Genomic DNA, 25,010 nt, shown 5'->3' on the forward strand with positions numbered 1-25,010 from the left:
TGGCTGCCAGGACATCCTGATCGCCGTGGTCGATGGCTTGAAGGGGCTGACCGAGGCCATCAGCGCGGCCTATCCGCGGACCACCGTTCAGACCTGCATCGTGCATCTGATCCGCAACAGCCTCGAATACGCCAGCTACAAGGACCGTAAGGTGCTCGCCGCCGCGCTGCGCCCGATCTACGCGGCGGCCAGCGAAGAGGCGGCACGGCAGGCGCTGCAAGACTTCGCCGACGGGCCTTGGGGCGCGAAGTACCCGACGATCGTGCAGTCGTGGCAACGCGCGTGGGAGCACGTCGTGCCGTTCTACGTGTTTCCGCCGGAGATTCGACGGGTCGTGTACACCACGAACGCCATAGAAAGTTTGAATATGCAGTTGCGCAAGATCATCAAGACCCGTGGTCACTTCCCGAACGACGAGGCGGCCATCAAGCTGCTCTGGCTGGCGTTGCGCAACGTACTGGCCAAGACCGTGCAGTCTGCGTTCGACTGGAAATCAGCGATGAACCAGTTTGCTATCCTGTTCGGCGAGCGATTTATGCAGGCGCGTGGATAACGTGCTGTTCAACCGCCTCGCCCACAAAAATGCGGACAGGTTCGCAAAAGCCGCTGCAACGGGCAAAACTGCTGCAACCGCCGAAGTCGCCAGCACCGCCCGTACCGGATAGACTGTCGCCCGATTCATCCCGTCGGCCGCGGCATCCTTTCGCCGCGCCCGCCCGAATGCCCTTCCCGGAGAACGAATGCTGAAGCGCTTGGGGTTTTCGCTTGTGCTGCTGGCGGCTTGCGCGATCGCGCCGCACGCCTTTGCCCAGTCGTCGCTCGAACTCGACACGAACGGTACGTCGCGCGCGCTGTCGCCGCAGGCGCTGCTCGCGCGTCCCGATGCGGCGCTGATCCGCGTGCCGCGCGACATTGCGTACGGCCGACCGATGACGTTCCGCGCGGTGCCGTTCGCCGCGCTGCTCGGCGACACGCCGCTGCCCGACGGAAGCGTGCTCGAAACGCGCGCAGCCGACGGCTTCGTCGCGCAACTGCCGGTCGATCTCGTACGCCGCCGCGCGCCGGGCGGCGCGGTCGCGTGGCTCGCGGTCGAGGACCCGGCGCATCCGTGGCCGAAGCTGCCAGGCAAAACGGTCAGCGCGGGGCCGTTCTATCTGGTGTGGGTCGGCCCGCATGCGTCGTCGATCCGCGGCGAGCAGTGGCCTTATCAGATCGTGCGCGTGACGCTCGAATCGTCGCCGCTCGCACGCTGGCCGTCGCTCGCCGTCGATCCCGCGCTGCCGACCGACGATCCGGCCCGCGCGGGTCAGCACGTGTTCGTCATGCAATGCCTCGCGTGCCACCGCATCGACGGCGCGGGCAGCAGCGACGCGGGCCCGGATCTGAACACGCCGATGAACCCGGTCGATTACTTCCAGCCCGCCGCGCTGCGCCGCTACATCCGCAACCCGGCTTCGGTGCGCGACTGGCCGGGCCGCACGATGCCGGCGTTCCCGCCCGACCAGCTGAGCGACCGGGAACTCGAACAGGTGGTCGCTTACCTCACGCACATCGCGCAGCGCCGCGCACGCAACTAGTCGCGCCGCGTCATGCAGTCATGCAGTCGCGCAGTCACGCCATCACGCGGCCACGCGATTACGCACCCGGCTCCCGCGACTCTGCAGCACCGCGCACAGCAGCACGTCGGCGCCCGCGGCCGCCCACTCCGGCGTGATCGCGTCGGCCTCGTTGTGGCGTTGATGAAAGGTTGCGGCTACCCCCGGCGCTCGCTCGCGCAGAACCCGATGTAAAAACGCTCAAGGGCAATCAGTTGTGCACACATCGAATGGAGCCGCAAGCGAGAGAGGCCGCTATCCGCGCGGGCGTGCCGAATCGCATGGCGGACCTCGCATGCCCGCAACCCGTCCGCATTGGCTGGCGCCGTGAACATGCGAGTCGCTTCGCCGTCACGCTCGATTTATGCAGCAACGCCCGTTGGCGCGAACATCATCTGCCGGGCGCCCCCAGCGCCGTGGTTGCGGTTAAACACGAAACAGCGCTGTTCGGTCGCGCTGTACCGTCAGCCCTGACCTTGACGCGCTTTACGCACGACCTCGCCTTTCGTTCGCTCGCTCAGCAGGCCGGCCATCTCCATCATCGTCGCCTTCACTTTGACGACAGCGTTGCTGAGCAGAGGCGTATCTCTCCAGCACAGAGACAGGTCGCGCTTGAAGTGGCGATTATTGATACGGACGAGCTTGAGCGTGTTCCGATCGAGTTCTGCATGCGCGGCGGACCAAGGCAGGACAGTAACGCCGATTTTCGCGGCAACCGCCGAAAAGAGAAGCGCTGCGGAGCTGGCCTCCAGGACGACATGGCATGCGAGACCGCGTTCACGCAGTGCCAATTCGACTCGCGTACGTATGCTATTTGGCGCGCTCGGCAGCACCAACGGCATTTGGGAAAGATCGGTGACGCGTATCGGTTCGCGACGGAGATCGAATTCCTGCCGTGCAAACAAATACAGCGCTTCGGAAAGCAGATATTCCGTCTTTATTCCGCGAGCTTGCACAGCGTCGGCGACGATCGCGACGTCGATGCGCCCGCTCGAAATCGCTTCCGGCAATTCAGCGCTCGGCACCTCCATCAACTCGAGCACGATGCCGGGATATCGCGCGCGGACAGCGAGGGCAAGCGGCATGGCCAGCACGCGAGAGGTGCTGGAAGGAAGTCCTACGGTCACTTTGCCCTGCGGCGTTTCCGCATCCTGGCGCAGCAACTCGCGAGTCCGGTCGGCCTCCCGCAAAAGTTGCAACGCGTGCCGATGCAGCGTTAATCCCGCGGCAGTCGGCGTCACCCCCTGAGAACTTCTGTCCAGGAGGAGCATCCCCATCTCGCTTTCCAGATTACGGATTTGCTGACTCACGGCGGGCTGCGCAACGTGCAACATTTCGCTCGCTCGCGTCACGTTAGCGCATTCAACCACTTTCACGAAATACCTCAGTTGCCGCAAATCCATATGATCCTCCGCATCGCACGCCATAAGGAAAAACGATCGGCCTATCAGAATACGATATTTCAAATCGATGAGCGTGTGCCATATGCTTTTTCTCGAGCACCGGAGCTTGTGCAGTGCCCTTCACCAGACGGATGAGGGGACGCGCAGGACAGTCGAGCACAGGGCAGGACGCTCGGCACCTCGAGCATCCTCGGTCCGATATTTCGAGCAAGGAGTATTCAAATGTCGCAAACGCACTCAAACATGCGTCCCCTTTCGGGCGTCACTGTCCTGGACTTGACGCATGTCCTTTCGGGACCATTCTGTACCATGATTCTCGCGGACCTCGGCGCACGGGTCATCAAGATCGAGCGCCCGGATAGCGGAGACGAAGCGCGGGAATTCGGTCCGTTCGTGGACGTGGAGGACGGGACGGCTTCCGGGTATTTCTTCTCCGTGAATCGTGGGAAGGAATCCATCGTGCTTGATTTGAAGGTAGCGCGGGATCGCTTCATTTTTCAGCGGATGCTCGAGCAGGCAGATATCCTTGTCGAAAACTTTAAACCGGGCGTAATGGACAGACTTGGACTCGGTTGGAAAGCCCTTTCTGAAGCGCATCCGCGACTGGTCATGTGCTCGGTTTCGGGGTTTGGTCAGACAGGACCGTATCGCGCGCTCCCAGCCTACGATTTAGTGGTGCAGGCAATGGGCGGCATCATGAGCCTGACGGGGCCTGACGGTGGCCCGGCAGTTCGCGTGGGCACGTCAATCGGAGATCTGTGTGCGGGACTGTATGCCGCTATCGGGATACTCGCAGCGCTTCACGAGCGAGAGCACACCGGGCGAGGCTCCTATGTAGACGTCGCGATGCTCGATGTTCAGGTCGCAATGCTCGAAAATGCGATCGTACGGTACCAGGTCGATGGCCGGGCACCGGAGCCGATCGGCGCGCGCCATCCGTCGGTCAGCCCGTTCGGGGCGTTCCATGCGAAGGACGGGCCACTAATGATCGCGGTCGGCAGCGACGCGATGTTCGAACAGTTCTGTCTTTCGTTGGGTTGGCCCGAAGGCCGGTGTGATTCACGCTTTCACACGAATGCCAGCCGTAACGCGCATCTGGATGAGCTCACGGCCGAAATCGAAGTCCGCCTGCGACAGGCGACCGTAGACGAGTGGCTCGTGAAACTGCAAGCCGAAGGCATTCCGTGCAGCCCGTTGAACGACGTTGGGCAAGTGCTGCGCGATCCGCAACTGCGTGCTCGCGATATGTTCGTCGATCTCCCCATCGCCAAAGACGTCAATCTGACGGTCGCCGGTTCGCCGCTGCGCTTTGCCGATCATGCCCCTCCCGCCTACCATCGCGCCCCGCGTCTCGGCGAACACAGCGATGCACTGATTGCCGAATTTTGCCCGGAATATGCGGAAATGCGGGGTGCAGCATGAATGCCATCCTCAATACGAAGTGCGTGGTCGTCACACGGCCCGCCGCGCACGTCGTGCGCATCAAGCTCGACAATTCGCCGATGAACGCGCTTTCACGCAAGCTGCGCGGCGAGCTGCGCGACGCGCTGGCCGATGCGCGTTCAGATGCCGACGTGCGCTGCCTGATTCTCACCGGCACCGGCCGGGCATTCTGCGCCGGCGACGACCTGAAGGAAGCATTGGAATACGGTCAGGATTTCTCCGAGCTCAACGCGCTTTTCAACATAGTCGAAGATTTCCCCGCGCCGGTCATTGCGGCGGTAAACGGTTGGTGCGTCGGAGGCGGCCTCGAACTCGCATTGTGTTGCGACATACGCATTGCCGCGGAAGGCGCCAACTTCACGGCTGCGGGCGTCAACGTGGGACTGGTCGCCTCCACCTATCGTTTGCCGCGCATCATCGGTCTCGGACGCGCTAAAGCGATGCTGTTGAGCGGAGCGCCGTGCGACGCGCGGACGGCGGAAAGGTATGGCCTCGTGACCGCGGTGGTGCCTGCCGCGGACCTTGCGGCAACAGCGCTTACCCAGGCGATGGAGATAGCGTCGCGTGCACCATTATCCGAACGTGCAGCGAAACGGGCAGCAAACGCTGCGTTCGACCTCACGCGAGATGAAGCGAACGCTTGCGCGATCGAGAAATTCACTGAACTGGAACGCAGCGCCGATCACCGCGCCGCGCTTGACGCTTTTTCCAGTCATCGGAACCCGGTCTTTTTCGGCCGTTAGTCACCGTCCCTTTCCAAGAGACGGTTTCATCACGACTGCTCGGCGCGGCGAAGGGTATTCCAGCAGATCGAGCAGCAACCGAGTTTGAGGAACGCGCCGTGAATGGCGGCGCGGCGCGCGAAACGAATACGGAGGCGAACGGAAGCGATGCAGCCACGCATGCGTGCGTTCAACGACCCGGCGATATGTGCCAAGGCCGCTGCCGTGTTCGGTTCGGCGCTTGGCGATCGCCGGCTCGATACCGCGATTGTGCGACGCGCTTCGTGCGCGATCGCTCGTCGTTGCGGCAGATCGCGATCAGCCTGATTCCGCTGCTCGCATCGGCTGGTTCATCCCGCGGCTGCATGCGTTTCCGGCCGACAACACTCCAGTCGTAACCAGAGCGTCGCCGCATTGCTTTCGCTGTATTCGTACGGCCGCAGGTAATAGGTGTACTGCGTCTTCGCGAGTGCCGCGCGCGCTACCGGAATCGATACTGATGTCGCGCATTCGCCATACTTGTTCGGATCGGTCGGTCCTACCCATGCGCGGCCTTCGATGACATCGTCGACTAGCGCATCGACTAATACATCACCCTCATCCAGACCGATCAATGTCGCCGAAAAATGTCCCGCTGCGTCAGATTCTCGCCGCTGAGACGGATTCGACCTCGAATGCAACCGCGTGCGTGTGCCGTGACAGCGGGGCGCCGAGCGCGAACTCGCGAACGGCGAACGCGTGAAGCTGTTCGACGTCGCGCTGAACGACGGACGCGACCACTACCTGCGCACGCGCGAGGATGCCGCCCTGCCCGACGCCCGCGCGGCGGCTGGCCGCGTGGCTGAGGAAGATGGCGGGCGTGTGAGCGCGCACCGCGGCGCGGGCGAATGCGTGTATGCGCATCACACGGCCCGCGCCCAACCGCGCTCGGCCGCATACGCAACGGTCGCCCGCGCGAGTTCGTGCGTGGTATCGACGAGCGCGAGCGGCGCGTCGCCGAGCGCATGCGCGGCAATCGGAATCTCGGTGCAGCCCATCACCGCGACGTCGACGTCCCGCCGCACGAGCGTCGCGAGCGCGCGCGACAGTTGCCGGCCCGCCGCGTCGACCCTGCCCGCCTTGACGGCCGCGATGCACGCCGCGATATCGCGTTGCGCGGTCGCGCCGGGCATCACCGGCTCGATCCCGCGCGCCCGCAGCGCCGACTGATAGAGGCCGGACGCCAGCGTGCCGCCGGTCGCGAGCACCGCGACGCGCCGTACGCCAGCAGGCAACGCGGCCACCGCCGTGTCGACGATGTGCAGGATCGGTGCCGCACTGCGCGCGCGCAGCGGCGCATACCAGTGATGCGCGGTATTGCACGGGATCGCGATCAGATCGACGCCGCTTCGGTTCAGCAGATCGATGCCGTCGAGCAGCGCGGGCAACGGATCGGTGTCGCCGTCGGTGATCGCGCGCGACCGGTCCGGCATGCGCGTCAGGTTCGCGACGAGCATCGGCAGATGATCCTGATCGCAGCGCGCGCGAGTCAAGCGGATCACGCGGTGCATGAAGTCGACCGTCGCGAGCGGCCCCATTCCGCCAAGTACGCCGATGAGTGCCATGATGTCCTCGTCACGCGCGCGCGGGTCGCGCGCAAATGGCCGACACGACGGCCGAGTTGCCGATCACGAGCAGCAGCGTGCGCAGGATCTCGCAGAACGGATCGACGGCGACGAACAGCACGAACGCGGCTTCGAACGGCAGATGCAGCGCCGCGCACGTCATCCCGACGAGCGACACCGTGACGATGCCCGACGTGCCGGTCGACGCGAAGCCGGCGAGCACCGACGCGAGCAGCGCGAGCGCAAGCTCGCCGGGACCGAGCGGACGCTCGTACAGTTGCGCGACGAACAGCGTCGCGCTCGCGAAATACACCATCGGCCCGACGCGCAGCAACGACACGGCGAGCGGCACGAGCAGCTCGACGCGGGCTCGCGAGAAGCCGAAGCCGTCCGCGAGGCATTCGATCATGCTCGGCATGCACGCGATGCTGCTGCGCGTCGCGAGCGCCATCGCGAACGGCGTGCGCAGCCGCACGAGCGTCGCGGACAGCGTGCAGCCCGCGCGCTTCCAGATCACGACGACCGCGACGGCGAGCAGCACGAGCGTGACGACGACGAACGCCGCGACGAAACGGAACATCGCCTCAAGTGGCCCGAAGCCGGACATGCCGATGTGCGCGGCGCCCGCGCAGAACAGCACGACAGGCGTCGGATACGCGAGCCAGTGCATGATCTTCTGGCACGCGAAATACACGGTCTCGAGCGTGTGGCTCAGTGCGTTCGACACACGCGTCGGCACGCGTCCGGCCGCAAAGCCGAAGAACAGCGAGAACACGAGCGCCTTCAGCGTATCGCCGCTCGCGAGCGCGGCGAAGAAGTTGCCGGGCACGAGCGCGATCAGCATGTCCGCGAAGCCCGACGATTTCTCGGCGGGATCGGTGCCGTGCAGCGTCATCACGGTGTCGCTCGCCGCGCCGTCGCTGCCGACCAGCGCGCCGAACGCCTTCAGCGTCGCCTGCGACAGATGCTCGCCGGGCCGCATCGCGACGAGCACGACCGCGCCGACCACGACGACGAACACCGATACGCAGCCGAACACGGCGACCACGCGCATCACGAGGTCGGACGCGCTGCCGTCGCGCAGCAGTCGCTGCAGGCTGAAGATCACGGCTGCCGTCATGAACGGCAGCGCGGTCATCTTCAGCAAGCCGATGTACACCTCGCCGACGAAGTCGAATTTCGGCGCGGCCGACGGCAGCAGCATGCCCGCGACGATGCCGAGCGCGAGGCTGCCGAAGACGGTCCACGGATGAATCGCGAGCGCGTGCAGCCGGTCGGCGCGCGTCGCGGTGCTGCGGTTGCGGTTCGTGTTCATGTCAGCGACTCATTGCATTGAGCAGGGTTTTCACGTCGAGCGGCCGGTTGCGCTCGCCGAGGAACTGGTCGACGAACGCGAGCAGCGTCGGCGACGACACCGGCACGCCGATCGCGAGCGCGTCCGTCAGGTCGTCGAACGTCGCGACGCGCAGCCTGAGCGGCGCGGTCGGATCGTCGTGCATCACGCGCTTGAGCGCGAGTTCGTCGCGATACAGCGCCGACACGGCATCCGCATTCAGCGCGTCGAGCGCGGCTTGCCAGTCCGGATAGATCCGCAGCTGCGCGGCAGGAAAGTCGCTGCGCGCGTAGTCCGCATACGCGGAGCCGGCGGCGACGCCGATCGTGCCGCGGTAGTCGCGCACGACCTCCGGCAGCGGACGCCCTTTCGCAAGCTGCGCGAAGCCGACGCGATTGATCAGCAGCGCGCGCCGCAGCCGCACGTACGGCGTGCTGAAACGGATCGTCTGCGCGCGCGGCAACGTGCGCGACAGCTTGCTGATCGCGAGATCGGCGTGGCCGGTCGCGATCAGATGCACGACGTCGTCGAACGTGCGCGCGTCGCGGACGAACCGCACCCGCACACCGAGCTTCGCGGCCAGCTCCGCCGCGAGATCGACGTCGACACCGGTCAACGTGCCGTTGCGCGACATGAAGAACGGCGGCTGGTCGACGCCGAGCACCGCGACGATCAGCGTGCCGCGCGTCGCGATGCGCGCGAATTCCGGCGCGAGCAGCCGGCCGTCGGGCATCTGTACGAGCGCGGTCGGCGCGGTCGCGGGAACCGCAGCGGAGACGGCGGTCGCAGCCGCGAGCGCGCCGGACGTTGCAGCCGCGGCCGCCGTGCCGGTCGATGCGTGCGCACCGATCTGCGAGGCCGGGGCCGATGCCGATGCCGAAGCCGCGGGCCACGATGCGACGAACAGAACGCACGTCGCGAACGCGACGAACGCCGGACCGGCCGCGCCGTGCGAACGATCCGTGCGGCGCGTGTGGCGAGTAGCCGACGGCGTGCGAGCGAACCACGCAGAACACACGCCGGCAATGCGTGCAGAAAGAAGTTTCATGGCGCAACGAGACGGTAGTGTCGAACGCCGGCACGGCGGTTCGTGCGAACGCGCGTGCCGGGCCATTGCGCGACGCGCGGCGCGGTCGAACCGCGCAACGCCTGCGCGCACCCACTGTCTCAGAAGCGACGACGGCGCGAAATCCGCCGGATGCCCCGGAACGAACGGCACGGGCCGTGCGCGAGCCGTACGCGACCGACCGTCGCATGCGGATAGAAAATCCCGATGCCGCGGATTGAAACAAGCAATTTCACAACATGCGGTTGAACCCGGATACTGCGAACACTCCACTCACCTCTGACGCAAAGGAAATCGCAAGATGCCGATCATCAACACCCAAATCAAACCGTTCAAGGCAACCGCATACCACAACGGCGAGTTCGTGCCCGTGTCCGACGAGAACTTCAAGGGCAAGTGGTCCGTCGTCGTGTTCTACCCGGCCGACTTCACGTTCGTCTGCCCGACCGAGCTGGGCGACCTCGCCGACCGCTACGCGGAATTCCAGAAGCTGGGTGTCGAAATCTACGCCGTGTCGACCGACACGCATTTCACGCACAAGGCATGGCACGACACGTCGGACACGATCGGCAAGATCAAGTACCCGATGATCGGCGACCCGACGCTGACGCTGTCGCGCAACTTCGACGTGCTGATCGAGGAAGAAGGGATGGCGCTGCGCGGCACGTTCGTGATCAACCCGGAAGGCGAGATCAAGCTGTGCGAGATCCACGACAACGGAATCGGCCGCGACGCAGGCGAACTGCTGCGCAAGGTGCAGGCCGCGCAATACATCGCCGCGCATCCGGGCGAAGTGTGCCCGGCCAAGTGGACGCCGGGCGCGGAAACGCTGACCCCGTCGCTCGACCTGATCGGCAAGATCTGACGATCGCGTCCGTGCACGTCCGACGACGTGCGCGATGCGGGCCGCCGCATCGGGCGGCCCGCCCTCTCTTCCGGCACGACGTGCCCGACCCGCCTCACTCATACGGAACCGAAACGCCATGCTCGACGCCAATCTCAAGACCCAACTGAAAGCGTACCTCGAGAAGATCACGCGCCCGATCGAACTCGTCGCGTCGCTCGACGACAGCGCGAAATCGCAGGAACTGCTCGCGCTGCTGAACGAGATTGCGTCGCTGACCGCCCACGTGCGCGTCGTCGAGCGCCGCGGCGACGCCGAGCGCAAGCCGTCGTTCACGATCGGCGAGCCCGGCAAGCCGGCCGGCATCCGCTTCGCGGGCATTCCGATGGGCCATGAATTCACGTCGCTCGTGCTCGCGCTGCTGCAGACCGGCGGCCATCCGATCAAGCTCGACGACGACGTGATCGAACAGATCCGCGCGCTCGACGGCGACTATGCGTTCGAGACGTATTTCTCGCTGTCGTGCCAGAACTGCCCGGAAGTCGTGCAGGCGCTGAACGTGATGTCGCTGATCAACCCGCGCATCCGCCACGTCGCGATCGACGGCGCGCTGTTCCAGGACGAAGTCGATGCGCGCCAGATCATGGCCGTGCCGACGATGTTCCTGAACGGCGAATCGTTCGGCCAGGGCCGCAGCAGCGTGAAGGAAATCCTCGCGAAGCTCGATACCGGCGCCGGCGCGCGCGCCGCGAAGTCGCTCGAGAACAAGCCGGTGTTCGACACGCTGATCGTCGGCGGCGGGCCGGCCGGCGCGGCGGCGGCGATCTACTCGGCGCGCAAGGGCATCGTGACGGGCGTCGTCGCCGAGCGTTTCGGCGGCCAGGTGCTCGACACGATGGCGATCGAGAACTTCGTGTCGGTGCAGGAAACCGAAGGGCCGAAATTCGCGACCGCGCTCGAGCAGCACGTGAAGCAGTACGACGTCGACATCATGGACGTGCAGCGCGCCGACGCGCTGATTCCGGGCGACGTGCACCAGATCCGCCTCGCGAACGGCGCGGTGCTGAAGGCGAAGACGATCATCCTCGCGACCGGCGCGCGCTGGCGCGAAATCAACGTGCCGGGCGAGCGCGAATACCGTAACCGCGGCGTCGCGTACTGCCCGCACTGCGACGGCCCGCTGTTCAAGGGCAAGCGTGTCGCGGTGGTCGGCGGCGGCAACTCGGGCGTCGAGGCGGCGATCGATCTCGCCGGCATCGTGAAGGAAGTCACGCTGCTCGAATACGGCGCGCAGCTGCGCGCGGACGAAGTGCTGCAGCGCAAGCTGCGCAGCCTGCCGAACGTGACGATCGTCACGCACGCGCAGACCACCGAGCTGACCGGCGACGGCAGCAAGCTGAACGGGCTCGTCTACAAGGATCTGCGCTCGGGCGACGTGAACCGCATCGATCTCGAAGGTGTGTTCGTGCAGATCGGCCTCGTGCCGAATACCGAATGGCTGAAAGGCACGGTCGAGCTGTCGAAGCACGGCGAGATCGTCGTCGATGCACGCGGCGCGACGTCGGTGCCGGGCGTGTTCGCCGCCGGCGACGTGACGACGGTGCCGTTCAAGCAGATCGTGATCGCGGTCGGCGAAGGTGCGAAGGCATCGCTCGGCGCGTTCGATCACCTGATCCGGCAGGATGCGACGCCGGCGGCGGCCGCGCAGCCGCAGGCCGAGGAAGCGCTCGCCGCGTAACGCGCGACAACGATTGTCTCTCTTGACCCCGCATGCCTGGTCGGCGTGCGGGGTCCTTTTTCGTCATGCGATCGATAACAGTCCGCCGCGCATTCGTCCCGCGCAGATATCGGCATAGGTCGCCGATCGGCCGCACTCCACCGCGAACATGTCAACGCTGCTCCACTTTCGCGCAAACATAGCCCATTTCGCCAACGATGCGTCGGAGGCCGTCTAGGAACACCTGAAAACTTCTGGATCGGTTGCCCTCCCCACGCAGAGTCGAAGCCATTAACCGGGCGCAAGATAGTTTTTGAAAAGTCGGAATCAAGCGCTTCAACTCAACCGATGGTTTCTGCCAAGAGTCCGGCTCCAAGAATTTTTTCCTCAATGCCGGTGTATCGACTCGGCAGTCAGGAAAAGCAGCCTCGAGAGCAACTAGATCACCGATATACCAACTCTCCAGCTCCTGACACACCAACCGGATTAAGGTTTCCGGACGCCCGGCTTCACAACAACATTGCCTTATTCGCTCTTTCAGAGCGACACAATCCGTCGAATCATTATCTCTTACAACAACAAAATGAACGCCTGGTTCTCGCCAAGCCTTTAATTTTCGCGGAATACTTCTATCAAGATCCGTCTTCCCTTCGTGGGGTACGCATTGAAAATGCTCTTGCACTCTCAGACCGGGAAATAGTCTCGGTATCAGATCATCAAGCAGAGCTTTCATTGATGGCTCTTCCACCAAAAAGATAATTCGCCCCCTCACCGATTTACGCCCTCAAAAAGACCCTGTTTCCAAAGATATCCCGGGAGATCACCCGCCTCAAACAGCGATCGCAAATTTTCGGAATCGTCAGCTCGTGAAATCGATGTAAATCCATCGACTTTTCGAAGACAATAGATCTCATCGAGAGATAGCGCATTTAAGAAGTCGGGCGAGTGCGTTGATATAAAAACCTGGCCACCACGCTGCGCATAGTCTCGAAACTCCTCGGCAAGCTCGGGCAGCAATTCGGGATACAGCTGATTTTCCGGCTCCTCTACAGCCAATAACGGATAAGGCTTGGGATCATTCAACAGAATCAGATATGCAAACATCTTGATCGTTCCATCAGAAACGTAACGTGCTATGAATGGGTCTTTGAAACTTCCGTCTTGAAAGCGAAGAACAAGCCGTCCATCCTCTGTTGGTTTTGCTTCGACCACAGCGACACCAGGCACTCTGTGCTTCATCGCGGCAAGGACCCTGTCGAAGCATGATCGATGATGCTCGAACAGATAATTTGCGACGAGAGGCAAGTTGTCTCCTCGCGTAGAAAGGTGCTCGGCATATCCTTCTTCCTGGCTCGGGCGTGCGTCGGAAACATGAAAATCGGAAATATGCCAATTTTCGATCATCATTCTGAATGCGCTGGCCGCCTTGAACCGTTCGAATTGGCCCAATCCCTTGATTGCCAGAATGTCCGGCGCATCGAGCTCCTGCTCCTCCCGATTCAAGGCCTCGTCGGCCTTGGAGAAATCCTCTTCATTCGTAATTGCATAGCCCCGCCCATACGAGAAATCGAGAAATCGAAAAGGCGCACCATAACTACCTCTTTTGTAGCGCAATATTTCACGCGCCACTACAGCACGCCCGGTTTTATCCGGCTCAATTTTTAAAACATAAGTAACCAGTCGTTCGTGACCAGTAATCTCGAGCCTAAACTGCAACGTCAGTTCAATAGCCTCCTTTTCGCCTCCGCGACTTGCCAGCTCTCGATAACCTCCGCGCTTCGTAACAGCTTTCGCAACATTCATCGCGAGCGCGTCTTTAAGGAAAGAAAATACGTCAAACAGCGTAGATTTTCCCGTACCATTTGCCCCGACGAGCACGCATAATCGCGGGATACGAGAAATTTTGGCATCTTTGAACAATCTGAAATTCTTTATCTCAATCGACTCTATTTGCATGCCTTACCTCATTTCACTAGAGCATCGCTCTTCAGCGATTCGTTATTTTCCGGACCATGCGGTCCCAAGAACCGCCCGATCGTTTGTCGCGCGCGTTCGACCACCCTCTCGGGACATCGACGTCGCCTCTTACTATCCGGCGACGCCAAATAAGCTTTCCAAGTCGACAGCGCTATCGGAAATGCCTGCCCATTATTGACCACTCGCAGAGCTTCCGTCTGCGTCAACCCCGACTGTTCAATCAACTTTCGCAGTTCCGTGTTGCTATCTGGTACCTCACTCATAGCTCATCAGGTACTTGGTGCACATGTGCACCAAGAATAGCATGTCAACTTTCGCGCTGAAGTCGGCAGCAACGCTTTCTCATGGAAAATGGAATGGCGTCGCAGCGGGCTACATCGTGCACGTCGGACACTCGTGTCGGCTGCAACGACCGGAAAAACGGACGCCGGCGTGCACCGTACGCGCTTGCATGCCCGGCAATTTGCGCCGCGGCGTGTGACAACGCCGATCGATATGGGATAGGACGGCACCGTAAACATGCCGCTGCGCGCCAACTGAGCTTCGATGGCGCGGACAAATGTCGGTCCGGCGCGTCCGTCAGCTAAACGAACCAACTGCGCGATTCGCGAATGCGTGAGACTTCAAGCAGCGGCGACCGCCGCTGTTGACGCTTCCCTCTCATGCTGAAGGATCCAAATGGCGCAGGTGTGCCGAATTTGCATGAGCAGGCCGATCACTATTCGGCCGCCTTACCGCTCGCCGATGCCGGCGGCGTGAAGCTGCTCGACTGCCGGACGAGCTGATCGGTCATCGCGGCGGCAACCGGATTCCCGCCGCGCGACGACACGCTGTGCGCGCCGTATCGATCGGCAGCGGCGCCGACCGGCATCTGCGGCGGCGGCAACGACGGATCGAGCTTCGCCGATTCCCTGACGAGCGCGGCCGTTTCCGGCGTTTCGGTTTTCGGCGCCGGATTCGCGAGCGCGTGCCGCTCGAGACCGTCGCGCTTGCGCGGCGCACGCTGCGTCGGTTCGGCGACTGCGGATCGCGCCGGCGCGGCGGCCTTCGGCGGGGTCGGATTCTGCGCATCGACCGTCACGACGTTGACGGTCGGCGCGTCGACGCGCTGCGCGGGTAGCGGCGCTGTCGCGGCGGGCGCGGGTGCGGCTGCCACGCGCGCAGCGGCCGGCGCGGGCTGCGGCGCGGCCGATTGCGGGATCGTCGGCTGCGGCGCGGCTTGCGCGTGCGCGGAAACCGCGGCGGCCGGTGCCGGCGGTGCGATCTGCCCTTGCGCGGCGTGATCGCCGTTCGCAGGGGCGTCGGCAACCGGCGCGGCCGATTCGCCGATGCCGGCTTCGGCGATTGCGCGGTGATCCGCGCGCAGCAGCATCAGGTAAGCGGAGCCGGCGGCAGCCACGATCACGCCGCCGGCGATCATCAGTTTCTTGCGGGTACGCGTCATGCTTGCTCAGCGAACTTTTCGACGTGAACGAACCATGATACGCGTCGGCCGCCGCTTATTCCCGCACGAATACATTTGGTTGCATTGACGCCCGCACATGCGTCCGCGCCGGCCGAATCCGTCTGACTTATCGCCGCGTCGGGCTGCGCCGCACGCGGTCAGATCCAGAAAATCGCGACCGCGATCCCGCCGAACAACGCCCATTTGACGACGTAATACACGGTGCGATTCCACGCCTTCAGCCGCTTGCCCGCGCGCCGAATCGCATAAAGGTACTTGAACGCGCGATTGAGGCCGCCGGTGCGATCGCCGATCTCGTTCGGCGACGCGGCCGCGCGCATCAGCAACTGTCCGACCGCGTCGTTCACGCGCTGGGCCCAGCGATATTTCATCGGGCGCCGGATATCGCAGAACAGGATCACGCGGTCGCGGTCGGTACGATTCTCGGCCCAGTGCAGATAGGTCTCGTCGAACATCACCGCTTCGCCGTCGCGCCACGCGTACGGCTCGCCGTCGACGACGATCCGGCACGCGTCGTCGTTCGGCGTGTCGAGACCGAGGTGGTAGCGCAGCGAGCCCGCATACGGATCGCGATGCAGCCCGAGCTTGCCGCCCGGCGGCAGCTGCGCGAACATCGCGGCCTTGACCGACGGAATCCGCGACAGGATCTCGACGGAGCGCGGACACAGCGTCCGGGCGGACGGATGTGGCGCGTCGTACCACTTCAGATAGAAGCGCTTCCAGCCGTTGCGGAAAAACGAATTGAAGCCGATGTCGTTGTATTCGCCGGATGCCTTGATCCGGCTCGCGTCGCGCAATGCGAGCGCTTCGTCGCGGAACGTGCGCCACTCGCGCTGCAGCACCGCCAGTTCGGGAAAATGCCGCGGATCGAGAAACGGCGTGCTCGGCACCGACGAGAACGCGTACGAAAAACAGTTCAGCGGCGCGGTGAAGGTCGAATGATCGGACAGTTGCCGGAACAGCCCGTGCCGCACCCTGCCGCGTCGGTGCGTATACACGACGCATGCAACGAACACGATCAACAGGACCCAGCGCATTTCCGATTCTCCCGTCAGCGGCCTGCCGGAATTCTAAGTACGGGAGAAATTTTTTGCAGCGAACGTGCATGCCGACAAACGGGGCGCGGACGACACCGACTCTGCCGCCTGTCGCCGGAATGCGCGGCGGCGCGTCGAAACGGGCGCGCAACGGCCGGCCGTGCATTCTTTCCCGCAGGTACGAAGCCGCCACGCCGCCTGCGGGCACGCGATTATTCCGGAAACGGCAAATCAGTTTGTCCGTCCGCGCGCATGCCGAACGTGTTGAGCGTCATCGCGACGAGCGCGTAATAGCCGAGCAGCGCGACGAGGTTCACGACGGTCTCGTGACCGAAGCGCGCCGTCGCGCGCGCGAACGTCGCATCGCTCACGCGCTGCGTGTCGTATAGCTCGGTCGCGAACGCATGAATCAGCGCGTCGTCGTCCGATTCGAACGTCGGCGCGATGCCGCGCCGGATCGCGTCGGCCGTCGCGGCCGGCACGCCGGCTTCGAGCGCGATCGGATGGTGGATGTGCCACTCGGCCTGCGAGCGCCAGCGCGCGGCCGTCACAAGAATCGCGAGTTCCGACAGCCGCAGCGGCAGCCCGGTTCGATAGCGGCAGAACGCGCCGAGCTGCTGCGCGTGCTGCGCGAGCTCGGGGCTCGCGATCCAGCCGAGGAACGGCCCGTTCAGGTTGCCGCGCGGGCCGCTCAGAATCTCGGCGAGCACGGCCTTCTGCACGTCGGTGGCCGACGCAGGATCGAATGGAGGCAGTCTGTCTGTCATGGCGACGGTTTCGTGAAGGGGACGCGACGGATTATGCGCGCATGCGTCACGCGGCCGCCGCCAGCGCGGCGTCGATCGCGCCCGACAGCCGTTCGACGATCGTGTCGATCTGCTGCGCGGTACAGATGAACGGCGGCGCGATCAGCACGTGATCGCCGCGCACGCCGTCGACCGTGCCGCCCATCGGATACACCATCAGGCCGCGCTGCATCGCTTCGCGCTTGATCGACGCATGCAGCTTCAGCGCCGGATCGAACGTCGTCTTGCTGTCGCGATCGCGCACGAGTTCGACGCCGACGAACAGCCCGCGGCCGCGCACGTCGCCGACATGCGGATGCGCGCCGTAGCGCTCGCGCAGCAATGCACGCAGCTGCTCGCCGCGCGCCTTCACGTTGTCGAGCAGCCTTTCCTCGGCGATCACGCGCTGCACTTCGAGCGCGGCCGCGCACGCGCTCGCGTGGCCCATATACGTGTGGCCGTGCTGGAAGAAACCGGAGCCGTCGACGATCGTCCGGTAGATCCGGTCGCTGACGAGCGTCGCGCCGATCGGCTGGTAGCCGGCGCCGAGCCCCTTCGCGACCGTCAGCAGGTCGGGCGCGACGCCGTCCTCGTCGCATGCGTACAGGTAGCCGGTGCGGCCCATCCCCGACATGATCTCGTCGAGAATCAGCAGCACGCCGTACTTGTCGCACACCGCGCGAATCTTCTGCAGGTACGTGCGCACCGGCGGCACCGCGCCGGCCGTTGCGCCCACCACCGTTTCGGCGACGAATGCCGCGACGGTGTCCGCGCCGAGTTCGACGATCTTCCGTTCGAGCTCGTCGGCGAGACGCTGCGCAAACGCGTGTTCCGTTTCGTCCGCGCGCTGCTCGCGATACGCGTAGCAAGGACTCACGTGATGCGCTTCGATCAGCAGCGGCAGGAACGGCTCGCGCCGCCACGCGTTGCCGCCGATCGCGAGCGCGCCCAGCGTATTGCCGTGATAACTCTGGCGGCGCGCGATGAAACGACGGCGCTGCGGCTCGCCCTTCTCGACGAAGTACTGGCGCGCGAGCTTCAGTGCCGCCTCGATCGCCTCCGACCCGCCCGACACGAAATACACGTGGTCGAGGCCGGCCGGCGCCGCATCGACGAGCCGGTTCGCGAGTTCCTCCGCCACTTCGGTCGTGAAGAACGACGTATGTGCGTACGGCAGCGTCCGCGCCTGCCGCACGATCGCGTCGATCACGCGCGGGTTGCTGTGGCCGAGACACGAAACGGCCGCGCCGCCGCATGCGTCGATATAGCGCTTGCCGGTCGAATCGACGATTTCGATGCCGTCGCCGGCGACGGCGACGGGCATGGTCGCGCGCGGTGTGCGATGAAAAACGGTGGTCATGCGTGGCCTCATGGTCGGCACGCGTCGTGCGCCGATGCGCGCGGCTCGATGCGCGTCGCGAAGCGCCGCGTGCGATGTTGATGAACGGTGAAATCGATCGACGCGCCGCGCAGCGCAAACACGGCGGTCGCCAGCGTGTTCTCGTCGTCCGGATCGGCCGGGTCGTCGCGATAGATCGGCAGCCCGTCCGGCGCGCGATCGCCGAGCACGTCCAGCAGCGCGGCTTCGTCGATCGCATCGATCGCGCGAGTCAGCACGTCGACGCGCCGCTGGCGATCGGCCGACGACTGCGTGACGACCTGCGCGTGCACGTCGCAGCCGGGATGGACGAGATGGTTCGCATGGCCGGCGATCCGCGCGACGTCGAGCGCCGAGCACCGCGCGACGCTCGCCTCGATGCTCAGCAGCCGCGCGTCGCCGGTCGCGGCGAGCGTGTGATGAAAACCGCTCGCGCGCGCGTGGCCGCGCAGCACGTCGACGGCTGCGTCGAGCGACGTCGCATCGAGCACGGCGCGCGCGAGGATCATCCGCGGCACGCCCGCTGCCGGCGTGCGGATCCGCAGGTTGTTGATCGTCTGCACGATGCCGGCGCGGTTCGCGGCAAACGTATGTCCAGGCAACGAGCCCGGATAGTAGAAGCCGACGAAGCCCGGCTTGCCGCGCGGCTGCACGTCGACGAGCATGCAGCGCCCGTGCAGGAACGGATCGCCGTCCTCGTTGTGCGCGATCCAGCGCGTGCCGTCGGGGCCGCGCGCGGCCAGCGTCGTGCAGCCGTCCGGCGCGTGATGGATCAGCTCGCCGCGGCAGTTCCACAGGAAGATGTCGTGCGCCGGCCAGCCGACGCCCGCCGCGATGCCGTCGAGTTCTTCGACGAGATCGGGGTATGCGGCGCGCGCCGCGTGCCGCAGCGCATCGACGAACGGATCGTCGCGCCGGCGGCGCACGGCCTGCCATGCGCGGCTCTGCTGCATGTACGCGTCGAACGTCGGGCGCGCGAGTTCGCCGAGGCGCACGCCGATGTCGAACGGCGTGCCGGCGATGACGGAGGAAACGGATAGCGACATGTCGAACGGTTCGGTGGAGACGGTCCCGGTCAGGACACGTGTTTCAGAAATTCCTTCAGCCGCGGCGTCGGCGGCCGGTCGATCAGCTCGACCGGATCGCCGTCCTCCGCGATGCCGCCCCGGTCCATGAATAGCAGGCGCGTGCCGACCCGCTTCGCGAAGCCGATCTCGTGCGTGACGACGATCATCGTCATTCCTTCGGTCGCGAGGTCCTGCATCACTTTCAGCACTTCGTGCCGCAGCTCCGGATCGAGCGCCGACGTCGGCTCGTCGAACAGCATCAGCCGCGGCCGGATCGCGAGCGAGCGCGCGATCGCGACGCGCTGCTGCTGACCGCCCGACAGCTCGGCCGGATAGTGATTCGCGCGCGACTCGAGTCCGACCTTGTCGAGCAGCATCATCGCGCGGTCGCGCGCGTCGGCGCGCGACGCGCCGCGCACCTGCATCGGGCCGAACATCACGTTCTCGAGCGCCGTCATTTGCGGAAACAGGTTGAACTGCTGGAACACCATGCCCGCCTCGAGCCGGATCTTGCGGATCGTCGACGCGTTGCCGCGCACGCTGAGCCCGTCGACGAGCAGCTCGCCGCCGGTGATTTTCTCGAGCGCGTTGATACAGCGCAGCATCGTCGACTTGCCGGAGCCGGACGGACCGATCACGACGACGACTTCGCCCGCATCGATCTTCAGGTCGATCCGCTCGAGCACCGGCACGTGGCCGAAGCTCTTCGACACGTTGTGGAATTCGATCATGCTCATAGGATCCGCATCCTCTTTTCGACGAGCCGCAGCGTCAGCGTCATCGCGCCGGTCAGCATCAGATAAATGATCGCCACCGCGGTCCAGATCTCGACCGCCTGGAAGTTGCCCGCGATGATCTCCTGCCCTTTGCGCGTGAGCTCGCCGACGCCGATCACGATGAACAGCGACGTGTCCTTCAGGCTCACGATGCACTGGTTGCCGAGCGGCGGAATCAGCCGCCGGAACGCGAGCGGCCCGACCACCTTCAGCAGCACGCGCGGCATCGACAGCCCCATCGCGAGCCCCGCTTCGGTCAACCCTTTCGGGATCGACAGCAGCGCGCCGCGCACCACTTCCGCGAGATACGCGCCCGAGTTCACGGTGATCGCGACGATCGCGGCCGTCAGGCCGTCGATGCGGATATGCGCGAGCAGCGGCAGCGCGAAATACAGGAACATCACCTGCACGACGATCGGCGTGCCGCGGATCAGTTCGATATACACCTGCGCGAGCACGTTCATCGCCTTCGGTCCGTATGCGCGGAACATGCCCGCGATCATCCCGACGACGAACCCGCCCGCGAGCCCGAAACATGCGATGAACACCGTCAACCGGACCCCGTCCAGCAGGTCCGGCAGCGCGGCCCAGATCGCCGACCAATCGAAATTCACTTGTCGCTCCCGTTCGATTCAACACCGGCGCGGCCGGTCGGCCGCGCGCCGCCACACCGTCGCGCTCACATCTTCGGCGGCTCGGCGCCGAACCACTTCCTGTAGATCTGCGCATAGCGGCCGTCCGCCTTGATCTTCGCGAGCGACGCGTCGACCTTCGGCACGAGCGGGCTGCCCTTCGGGAAGCCGATTCCGTACCGGTCGCCGGTGACCGGCTGCCCTGCGACCTTGACCTTGCCGTTGCCTGCGTTGTTGACGAAGAACAGCACGTTCGGCGTATCGTGCATCGCCGCGTCGACGCGGCCCGCTTCGAGCGCGAGATACGCCTGGTCGATGTTCGGGAACTGGCGGATCTCCTTCGGCTTCAGGTGCGCGTTGATCCAGTCGATCGTCGCGGTGCCCGTCTTCGCCGCGATCACCTTGCCGTTCAGATCGTCGATCGACTTGATCGTCGTATTGCCGACCTGCACCATCGCCGCGAGACCGCTGTCGTAGTACGGTGCCGAAAAATCGATCGCCTTCCGCCGCTCCTCCCTGATCGTCATGCCGGACAGCGCGACGTCGATGTTCTGCGTCTGCAGCGCCGGAATCAGCCCCGCGAAATCCATCGGCTGGATCGTGTATTTCCAGCCCTGGTCGCGCGCAATCTCCGCCCACAGGTCGAGATCGAAGCCGACGTACTTGTCGCCCTGCTTGAACTCGAACGGCATGAACGACGTGTCGGTACCGACGACGAGCGTCTTGGTGTCCGCATGCGCGGCGCTTGCGCCGAGCACGGCGACCGCCGCGACGGCTTTCAGGAACGAACGACGACTCATGGCTTTTCTCCGCATGATGGAACGTGATCCGGCGCGCACGCCGGACGGAACGACGACACCGGCCGGCACCGCAACATGCGATGCCGAATTAAACCTTAACGCAACATGTGTTGTCAATCGCGATACTACGACAACAAAAAAATGCGCAACGGAAAATTGCATCGAGACAAACCCGACGCTGTCGCGGTCGTGGAGCGATCGGACGATGGGCAGTCGCACGGGGGCGGTGAAGACAGGACGACGGCGAGATGAGCGCGGAATCCGGCAGCGCTCACGCAGGAAGCGAGCGAAGGTCGGACGGAAGTCCGGATCGCGTTCGGCAGATCGGCAACGGCCGTCGGAAGACTATCGGGCGCGATCGCGCTTCGGGCGTCGCGCCGTCGGGTAGTCAGGTGTTGCAACAATCGTTGCGCGCGCATCCGCCGACGGATGCGCACGCATTGCGATGTGACGCGCGTCGTCCGCGGCGGCGATAAGCGTTACGTGCAGCCGGCCCGCGTGCGCGTTCGCGTCACGGCGCGGCGAAGAACAGCGACACGATGCAGACCATTCCGGCGAACCACACGATCGAGCGCAACGACGCCCAGTTCAGCAGATACAGCAGCGAATAGACGACGCGGGTCGCGACGAACGCGACGGCGAGCCGGTCGACATGCTGGACGTTCGCGCCGTTGTGCCACGCGACGACCAGCGCGGCGGTCAACAGCGCGAGCGCCTCCCACGCGTTCTGATGCGCGGCGTGCGCGCGTGCGCGCCAGCCTTCGAGCGCCGCGAGGTACGCGCGCGGCGTACGGTTGTCGTAGCCCTTGCGCGCCTTCGCGAGGATCGTCAGCGGGAACGGCAACAGCGCCGCGATGAACAGGCACAGCTGGGACGTCGTCATCGGTGTCTCCTCGTTATGATTACATCGATCAATGGCAAGATCGCGAGAGCTTAGCATTGCATCGCGCGATTCGCGCACCGGTTTTCTAGACGGGACGCTCGGCAACGCATGCCGGACAGCGCTTCCGCGCCGCACGTGCATGTGCGGGAATTTCCACCAAATCGCCGACAAATACGTTAATAAAAACTGGTCGAACACCAATAAGATAGCGGTCGTCACTGGCTCGGCACGCGCCGGGCCAAGCCAAGCCCGCAACGACCCGTGCCGCACCGCGCGCGCCGAACGACATCCGACACGAGCCATCGCCATGCCCCGTCCCATCGTCGCCCACATCCGCCCGGACGCCGTCCGCCGCAACCTCGCATTCATCCGCCGTACCGCCGCGCAGTCGCGCGTGTGGGCGGTGGTCAAGGCCAACGCGTACGGCCACGGAATCGAACGCATCTATCCGGGCCTCGCGGCGGCCGACGGCATCGCGCTGCTCGATCTCGACGAAGCCGTGCGCGTGCGCGAGCTCGGCTGGGACAAGCCGGTGCTGCTGCTCGAAGGAATCTTCGAGCCGGCCGACGTCGAATGGGTCGACCGTCACCGGCTGACGGTCGCCGTGCACTGCGACGAACAGCTCGACCTGCTGATCGCCGCGAAGCCGCGCCAGCCGATCGACATCCAGCTGAAGATGAATTCCGGCATGAACCGGCTCGGCTACCGGCCCGATGCGTTCCGCGCCGCGTGGGAACGCGCGGCCGCCGCGCCGTCGATCGGCACGATCACGCTGATGATGCATTTCGCGAACGCCGACGAAGGCGAGATCGACTGGCAGCTCGAGCGGTTCGACGCGGCGACGGCCGGGATTCCGGGCGAGCGCACGGTAGCGAATTCGGCGGGCGTGCTGTGGCATCCGCGCGCGCACCGCGACTGGGTGCGGCCCGGCACGATCCTGTACGGCGCATCGCCGACCGGCGTCGCACGGCATATCGCGGACACGCCGCTGCTGCCCGCGATGACGCTGACGAGCCGGATCATCGGCGTGCAGACGCTCGAGCCGGGCGACACGGTCGGCTACGGCCGCCGCTTCACCGCGGATCGGCCGATGCGGATCGGCGTCGTCGCGTGCGGCTATGCGGACGGCTATCCGCGCCACGCACCGACCGGCACGCCGATCGCGGTGGACGGCGTGACGACGCGCGTCGTCGGCCGCGTGTCGATGGACATGCTGACCGTCGACCTGACGCCGTGCCCGCACGCGGGCATCGGTTCGAGCGTCGAGCTGTGGGGCGATCGGGTGAAGGTCGACGACGTCGCGGAAGCGAGCGGCACGATCGGCTACGAGCTGATGTGCGCGCTCGCGCGCCGCGTGCCGGTCGTGATCGTGCCGCCGGGCGCGGCGAGCGTGGCATCTGAACCGAGAACGGGCAGCTACGGGCGATGACGCAATGATGCGACGACGTAACCGGACTACGACCGCAGCGCGTGCGCATGGTGCGCCGTTACCGCTTTTTGTGGGCCGCTTCGCGCGGCCTTTTGTTTATCAGACGGGATCAGACGGTTACGCGCGCGTTCGCACACACCGCGGCGCCCGCGCATCGAGCGCGCGCTACGCGCGCCACGTCGGCCGGCGCTTCTCCAGGAACGCGTCGATTCCTTCGCCGGCGTCCTCATCCATCATGTTCTGCGCCATCACGTCGCCGGCATACGCGTACGCTTCGTCGAGCGGCAGTTCACGCTGCCGGTAGAACATCCGTTTCCCGTATCGCACCGCCGCCGGGCTTTTCGACACGATCTCCGCGACCTTGCGTGCGACGGCAGCATCGAGCGCGTCCTCGGGCACGGCCTCGTTGACGAGTCCCCATGCGGCGGCCGTCGCCGCATCGACGAAACGGCCGGTCACGAGCATGTCGAATGCGCGCTTGGCCGCCACGTTGCGGGTCAACGCCACGGCCGGCGTCGAACAGAACAGCCCGACGTTGATGCCGGACACCGCAAAGCGCGCAGTGTCGGCCGCGATCGCGAGATCGCACGCGGCGACGAGCTGGCAGCCGGCCGCCGTCGCGATGCCTTGCACGCGCGCGATCACCGGCACCGGCAATGCACGCATCGCGAGCATCACGCGGCTGCACTGCGCGAACAGCGTGCGGTAATGGTCGAGGTCCGGCTTGCTGCGCATCTCGCGCAGATCGTGGCCCGCGCAAAAGGCCTTGCCCGCCGCGGCGAGCACGACGCAGCGCACGTGCGGATCGGCGGCCAGCGAATCGAATGCGTCGCGCAGGCTCGCGAGCATCGCGTCGGACAACGCGTTGAACTGCTGCGGCCGGTTCAGCGTCAGCGTGACGACGCCGTCGCGCATGTCGCGCAACAGGATCGGCCCGGAACTATCGTGATCGGTTGGCATGATGGTCGGCTCGACGGAATGCGGCAGGGTTCGACCCGCCGCGAACGGCAGGCGACGACGCGCCCGCGTTCGCGGCACATGGTGCAGATGGTCC

General features: G+C 65.0%; 23 protein-coding genes and 4 pseudogenes. 9 read left to right on the plus strand and 18 right to left on the minus strand.

Annotated features, from left to right (window positions below):
- Together BUB20358_RS14865 and BUB20358_RS14870 are read left to right on the plus strand one after the other, a co-directional pair.
- Positions 1 to 553: pseudogene (locus tag BUB20358_RS14865) on the plus strand (IS256-like element ISBcen18 family transposase); the annotation flags it as partial.
- A gap of 187 nt (positions 554 to 740) precedes the next feature.
- Positions 741 to 1,577: a cytochrome c gene (locus tag BUB20358_RS14870; RefSeq protein WP_006765719.1), complete on the plus strand. Its 837-nt coding sequence runs from the start codon at positions 741 to 743 to the stop codon at positions 1,575 to 1,577.
- 482 nt (positions 1,578 to 2,059) lie between these two features.
- On the opposite strand, the gene BUB20358_RS14875 is transcribed toward BUB20358_RS14870, so the two are convergent.
- Positions 2,060 to 2,998, minus strand: coding sequence for a LysR substrate-binding domain-containing protein (locus BUB20358_RS14875; RefSeq protein WP_045552309.1), 939 nt, complete (start codon positions 2,996 to 2,998; stop codon positions 2,060 to 2,062).
- A 222-nt stretch (positions 2,999 to 3,220) separates the two neighbouring features.
- Between BUB20358_RS14875 and BUB20358_RS14880 the strand changes: the two genes are divergently transcribed.
- Entirely contained in the window at positions 3,221 to 4,420 is a 1,200-nt protein-coding gene (locus BUB20358_RS14880; protein WP_006765717.1) for a CaiB/BaiF CoA transferase family protein, read from the plus strand.
- A complete protein-coding gene (locus tag BUB20358_RS14885) occupies positions 4,417 to 5,184 on the plus strand; it encodes an enoyl-CoA hydratase/isomerase family protein (RefSeq protein ID WP_035973915.1) in 768 nt (255 codons plus the stop codon). Before BUB20358_RS14880 ends, BUB20358_RS14885 begins: the two co-directional genes overlap by 4 nt.
- A gap of 29 nt (positions 5,185 to 5,213) precedes the next feature.
- Here BUB20358_RS14885 and BUB20358_RS14890 read toward each other — a convergent pair.
- Positions 5,214 to 5,442, minus strand: a pseudogene (locus tag BUB20358_RS14890) (IS5/IS1182 family transposase); the annotation flags it as partial.
- On the opposite strand from BUB20358_RS14890, the pseudogene BUB20358_RS14895 reads away from it, so the two are divergent.
- Positions 5,436 to 5,557 (plus strand): annotated as a pseudogene (locus BUB20358_RS14895) (LysR substrate-binding domain-containing protein); the annotation flags it as partial. The pseudogenes BUB20358_RS14890 and BUB20358_RS14895 sit on opposite strands and share 7 nt — an antisense overlap.
- On the opposite strand, the gene BUB20358_RS14900 reads toward BUB20358_RS14895, so the two are convergent.
- A complete protein-coding gene (locus BUB20358_RS14900; RefSeq protein WP_162487086.1) occupies positions 5,514 to 5,777 on the minus strand; it encodes a hypothetical protein in 264 nt (87 codons plus the stop codon). The pseudogene BUB20358_RS14895 and the gene BUB20358_RS14900 overlap by 44 nt on opposite strands.
- A 94-nt stretch (positions 5,778 to 5,871) precedes the next feature.
- Here BUB20358_RS14900 and BUB20358_RS28380 point away from each other — a divergent pair.
- Positions 5,872 to 6,028, plus strand: a pseudogene (locus BUB20358_RS28380) (LysR substrate-binding domain-containing protein); the annotation flags it as partial.
- A gap of 37 nt (positions 6,029 to 6,065) precedes the next feature.
- Here the strand turns inward: BUB20358_RS28380 and cuyB are convergent.
- Genes cuyB through BUB20358_RS14915 form a run of 3 tightly spaced genes read right to left on the minus strand, consistent with a single transcriptional unit; the run spans position 6,066 to position 9,148 of the window.
- The gene (cuyB, locus tag BUB20358_RS14905; RefSeq protein ID WP_006765716.1) at positions 6,066 to 6,767 is read right to left on the minus strand and encodes a cysteate racemase; all 702 of its coding nucleotides are present in this window, start codon (positions 6,765 to 6,767) and stop codon (positions 6,066 to 6,068) included.
- A gap of 10 nt (positions 6,768 to 6,777) precedes the next feature.
- Entirely contained in the window at positions 6,778 to 8,082 is a 1,305-nt protein-coding gene (locus BUB20358_RS14910; protein WP_006765715.1) for a dicarboxylate/amino acid:cation symporter, read from the minus strand.
- Position 8,083: 1 nt separating this feature from the next.
- A complete protein-coding gene (locus BUB20358_RS14915; RefSeq protein WP_081293659.1) occupies positions 8,084 to 9,148 on the minus strand; it encodes an ABC transporter substrate-binding protein in 1,065 nt (354 codons plus the stop codon).
- 319 nt (positions 9,149 to 9,467) lie between these two features.
- On the opposite strand from BUB20358_RS14915, the gene ahpC reads away from it, so the two are divergent.
- Positions 9,468 to 10,031: an alkyl hydroperoxide reductase subunit C gene (gene ahpC / locus BUB20358_RS14920; protein ID WP_006399806.1), complete on the plus strand. Its 564-nt coding sequence runs from the start codon at positions 9,468 to 9,470 to the stop codon at positions 10,029 to 10,031.
- A gap of 118 nt (positions 10,032 to 10,149) precedes the next feature.
- The gene (gene ahpF / locus BUB20358_RS14925; protein WP_035973912.1) at positions 10,150 to 11,748 is read left to right on the plus strand and encodes an alkyl hydroperoxide reductase subunit F; all 1,599 of its coding nucleotides are present in this window, start codon (positions 10,150 to 10,152) and stop codon (positions 11,746 to 11,748) included.
- Between the two features lie 151 nt (positions 11,749 to 11,899).
- On the opposite strand, the gene BUB20358_RS14930 is transcribed toward ahpF, so the two are convergent.
- From BUB20358_RS14930 to BUB20358_RS14980, 11 genes are all read right to left on the minus strand, one after another.
- Positions 11,900 to 12,499: a DUF4276 family protein gene (locus tag BUB20358_RS14930; RefSeq protein WP_081293658.1), complete on the minus strand. Its 600-nt coding sequence runs from the start codon at positions 12,497 to 12,499 to the stop codon at positions 11,900 to 11,902.
- Entirely contained in the window at positions 12,496 to 13,683 is a 1,188-nt protein-coding gene (locus BUB20358_RS14935) for an AAA family ATPase (protein ID WP_006765712.1), read from the minus strand. Before BUB20358_RS14935 ends, BUB20358_RS14930 begins: the two co-directional genes overlap by 4 nt.
- Before the next feature lie 739 nt (positions 13,684 to 14,422).
- Positions 14,423 to 15,148: a hypothetical protein gene (locus BUB20358_RS14940; protein WP_035973909.1), complete on the minus strand. Its 726-nt coding sequence runs from the start codon at positions 15,146 to 15,148 to the stop codon at positions 14,423 to 14,425.
- Between the two features lie 158 nt (positions 15,149 to 15,306).
- Positions 15,307 to 16,206, minus strand: coding sequence for a lipid A hydroxylase LpxO (gene lpxO / locus BUB20358_RS14945; protein WP_006765711.1), 900 nt, complete (start codon positions 16,204 to 16,206; stop codon positions 15,307 to 15,309).
- A gap of 212 nt (positions 16,207 to 16,418) precedes the next feature.
- Positions 16,419 to 16,973 (minus strand): carboxymuconolactone decarboxylase family protein, encoded by a 555-nt coding sequence (locus BUB20358_RS14950; protein ID WP_006765710.1) that lies wholly within the window; start codon positions 16,971 to 16,973, stop codon positions 16,419 to 16,421.
- A gap of 46 nt (positions 16,974 to 17,019) precedes the next feature.
- Positions 17,020 to 18,351: an aspartate aminotransferase family protein gene (locus BUB20358_RS14955; RefSeq protein WP_035973906.1), complete on the minus strand. Its 1,332-nt coding sequence runs from the start codon at positions 18,349 to 18,351 to the stop codon at positions 17,020 to 17,022.
- Between the two features lie 8 nt (positions 18,352 to 18,359).
- Positions 18,360 to 19,415 (minus strand): C45 family autoproteolytic acyltransferase/hydrolase, encoded by a 1,056-nt coding sequence (locus tag BUB20358_RS14960; RefSeq protein WP_006765709.1) that lies wholly within the window; start codon positions 19,413 to 19,415, stop codon positions 18,360 to 18,362.
- Positions 19,416 to 19,444: 29 nt separating this feature from the next.
- On the minus strand, positions 19,445 to 20,173 hold the full coding sequence (gene glnQ, locus BUB20358_RS14965) for a glutamine ABC transporter ATP-binding protein GlnQ (protein ID WP_035973904.1): 729 nt from the start codon (positions 20,171 to 20,173) through the stop codon (positions 19,445 to 19,447).
- A complete protein-coding gene (gene glnP, locus BUB20358_RS14970) occupies positions 20,170 to 20,826 on the minus strand; it encodes a glutamine ABC transporter permease GlnP (RefSeq protein WP_035973903.1) in 657 nt (218 codons plus the stop codon). Before glnP ends, glnQ begins: the two co-directional genes overlap by 4 nt.
- Before the next feature lie 65 nt (positions 20,827 to 20,891).
- A complete protein-coding gene (gene glnH, locus BUB20358_RS14975) occupies positions 20,892 to 21,644 on the minus strand; it encodes a glutamine ABC transporter substrate-binding protein GlnH (RefSeq protein ID WP_035973901.1) in 753 nt (250 codons plus the stop codon).
- A 511-nt stretch (positions 21,645 to 22,155) separates the two neighbouring features.
- A complete protein-coding gene (locus BUB20358_RS14980; RefSeq protein ID WP_035973899.1) occupies positions 22,156 to 22,527 on the minus strand; it encodes an MAPEG family protein in 372 nt (123 codons plus the stop codon).
- A 307-nt stretch (positions 22,528 to 22,834) separates the two neighbouring features.
- Here BUB20358_RS14980 and alr point away from each other — a divergent pair, with 307 nt between their 5' ends.
- A complete protein-coding gene (alr, locus tag BUB20358_RS14985) occupies positions 22,835 to 23,956 on the plus strand; it encodes an alanine racemase (protein ID WP_035973898.1) in 1,122 nt (373 codons plus the stop codon).
- Positions 23,957 to 24,121: 165 nt separating this feature from the next.
- Here the strand turns inward: alr and BUB20358_RS14990 are convergent, their stop codons facing one another.
- Positions 24,122 to 24,916, minus strand: a complete 795-nt coding sequence (locus BUB20358_RS14990; protein ID WP_035973896.1) for an enoyl-CoA hydratase — start codon at positions 24,914 to 24,916, stop codon at positions 24,122 to 24,124.
- Between the last annotated feature and the right edge of the window lie 94 nt (positions 24,917 to 25,010).

The organism is Burkholderia dolosa (genome assembly GCF_902499135.1).
In the GTDB taxonomy this organism is placed as follows: Bacteria; Pseudomonadota; Gammaproteobacteria; order Burkholderiales; family Burkholderiaceae; genus Burkholderia; species Burkholderia dolosa.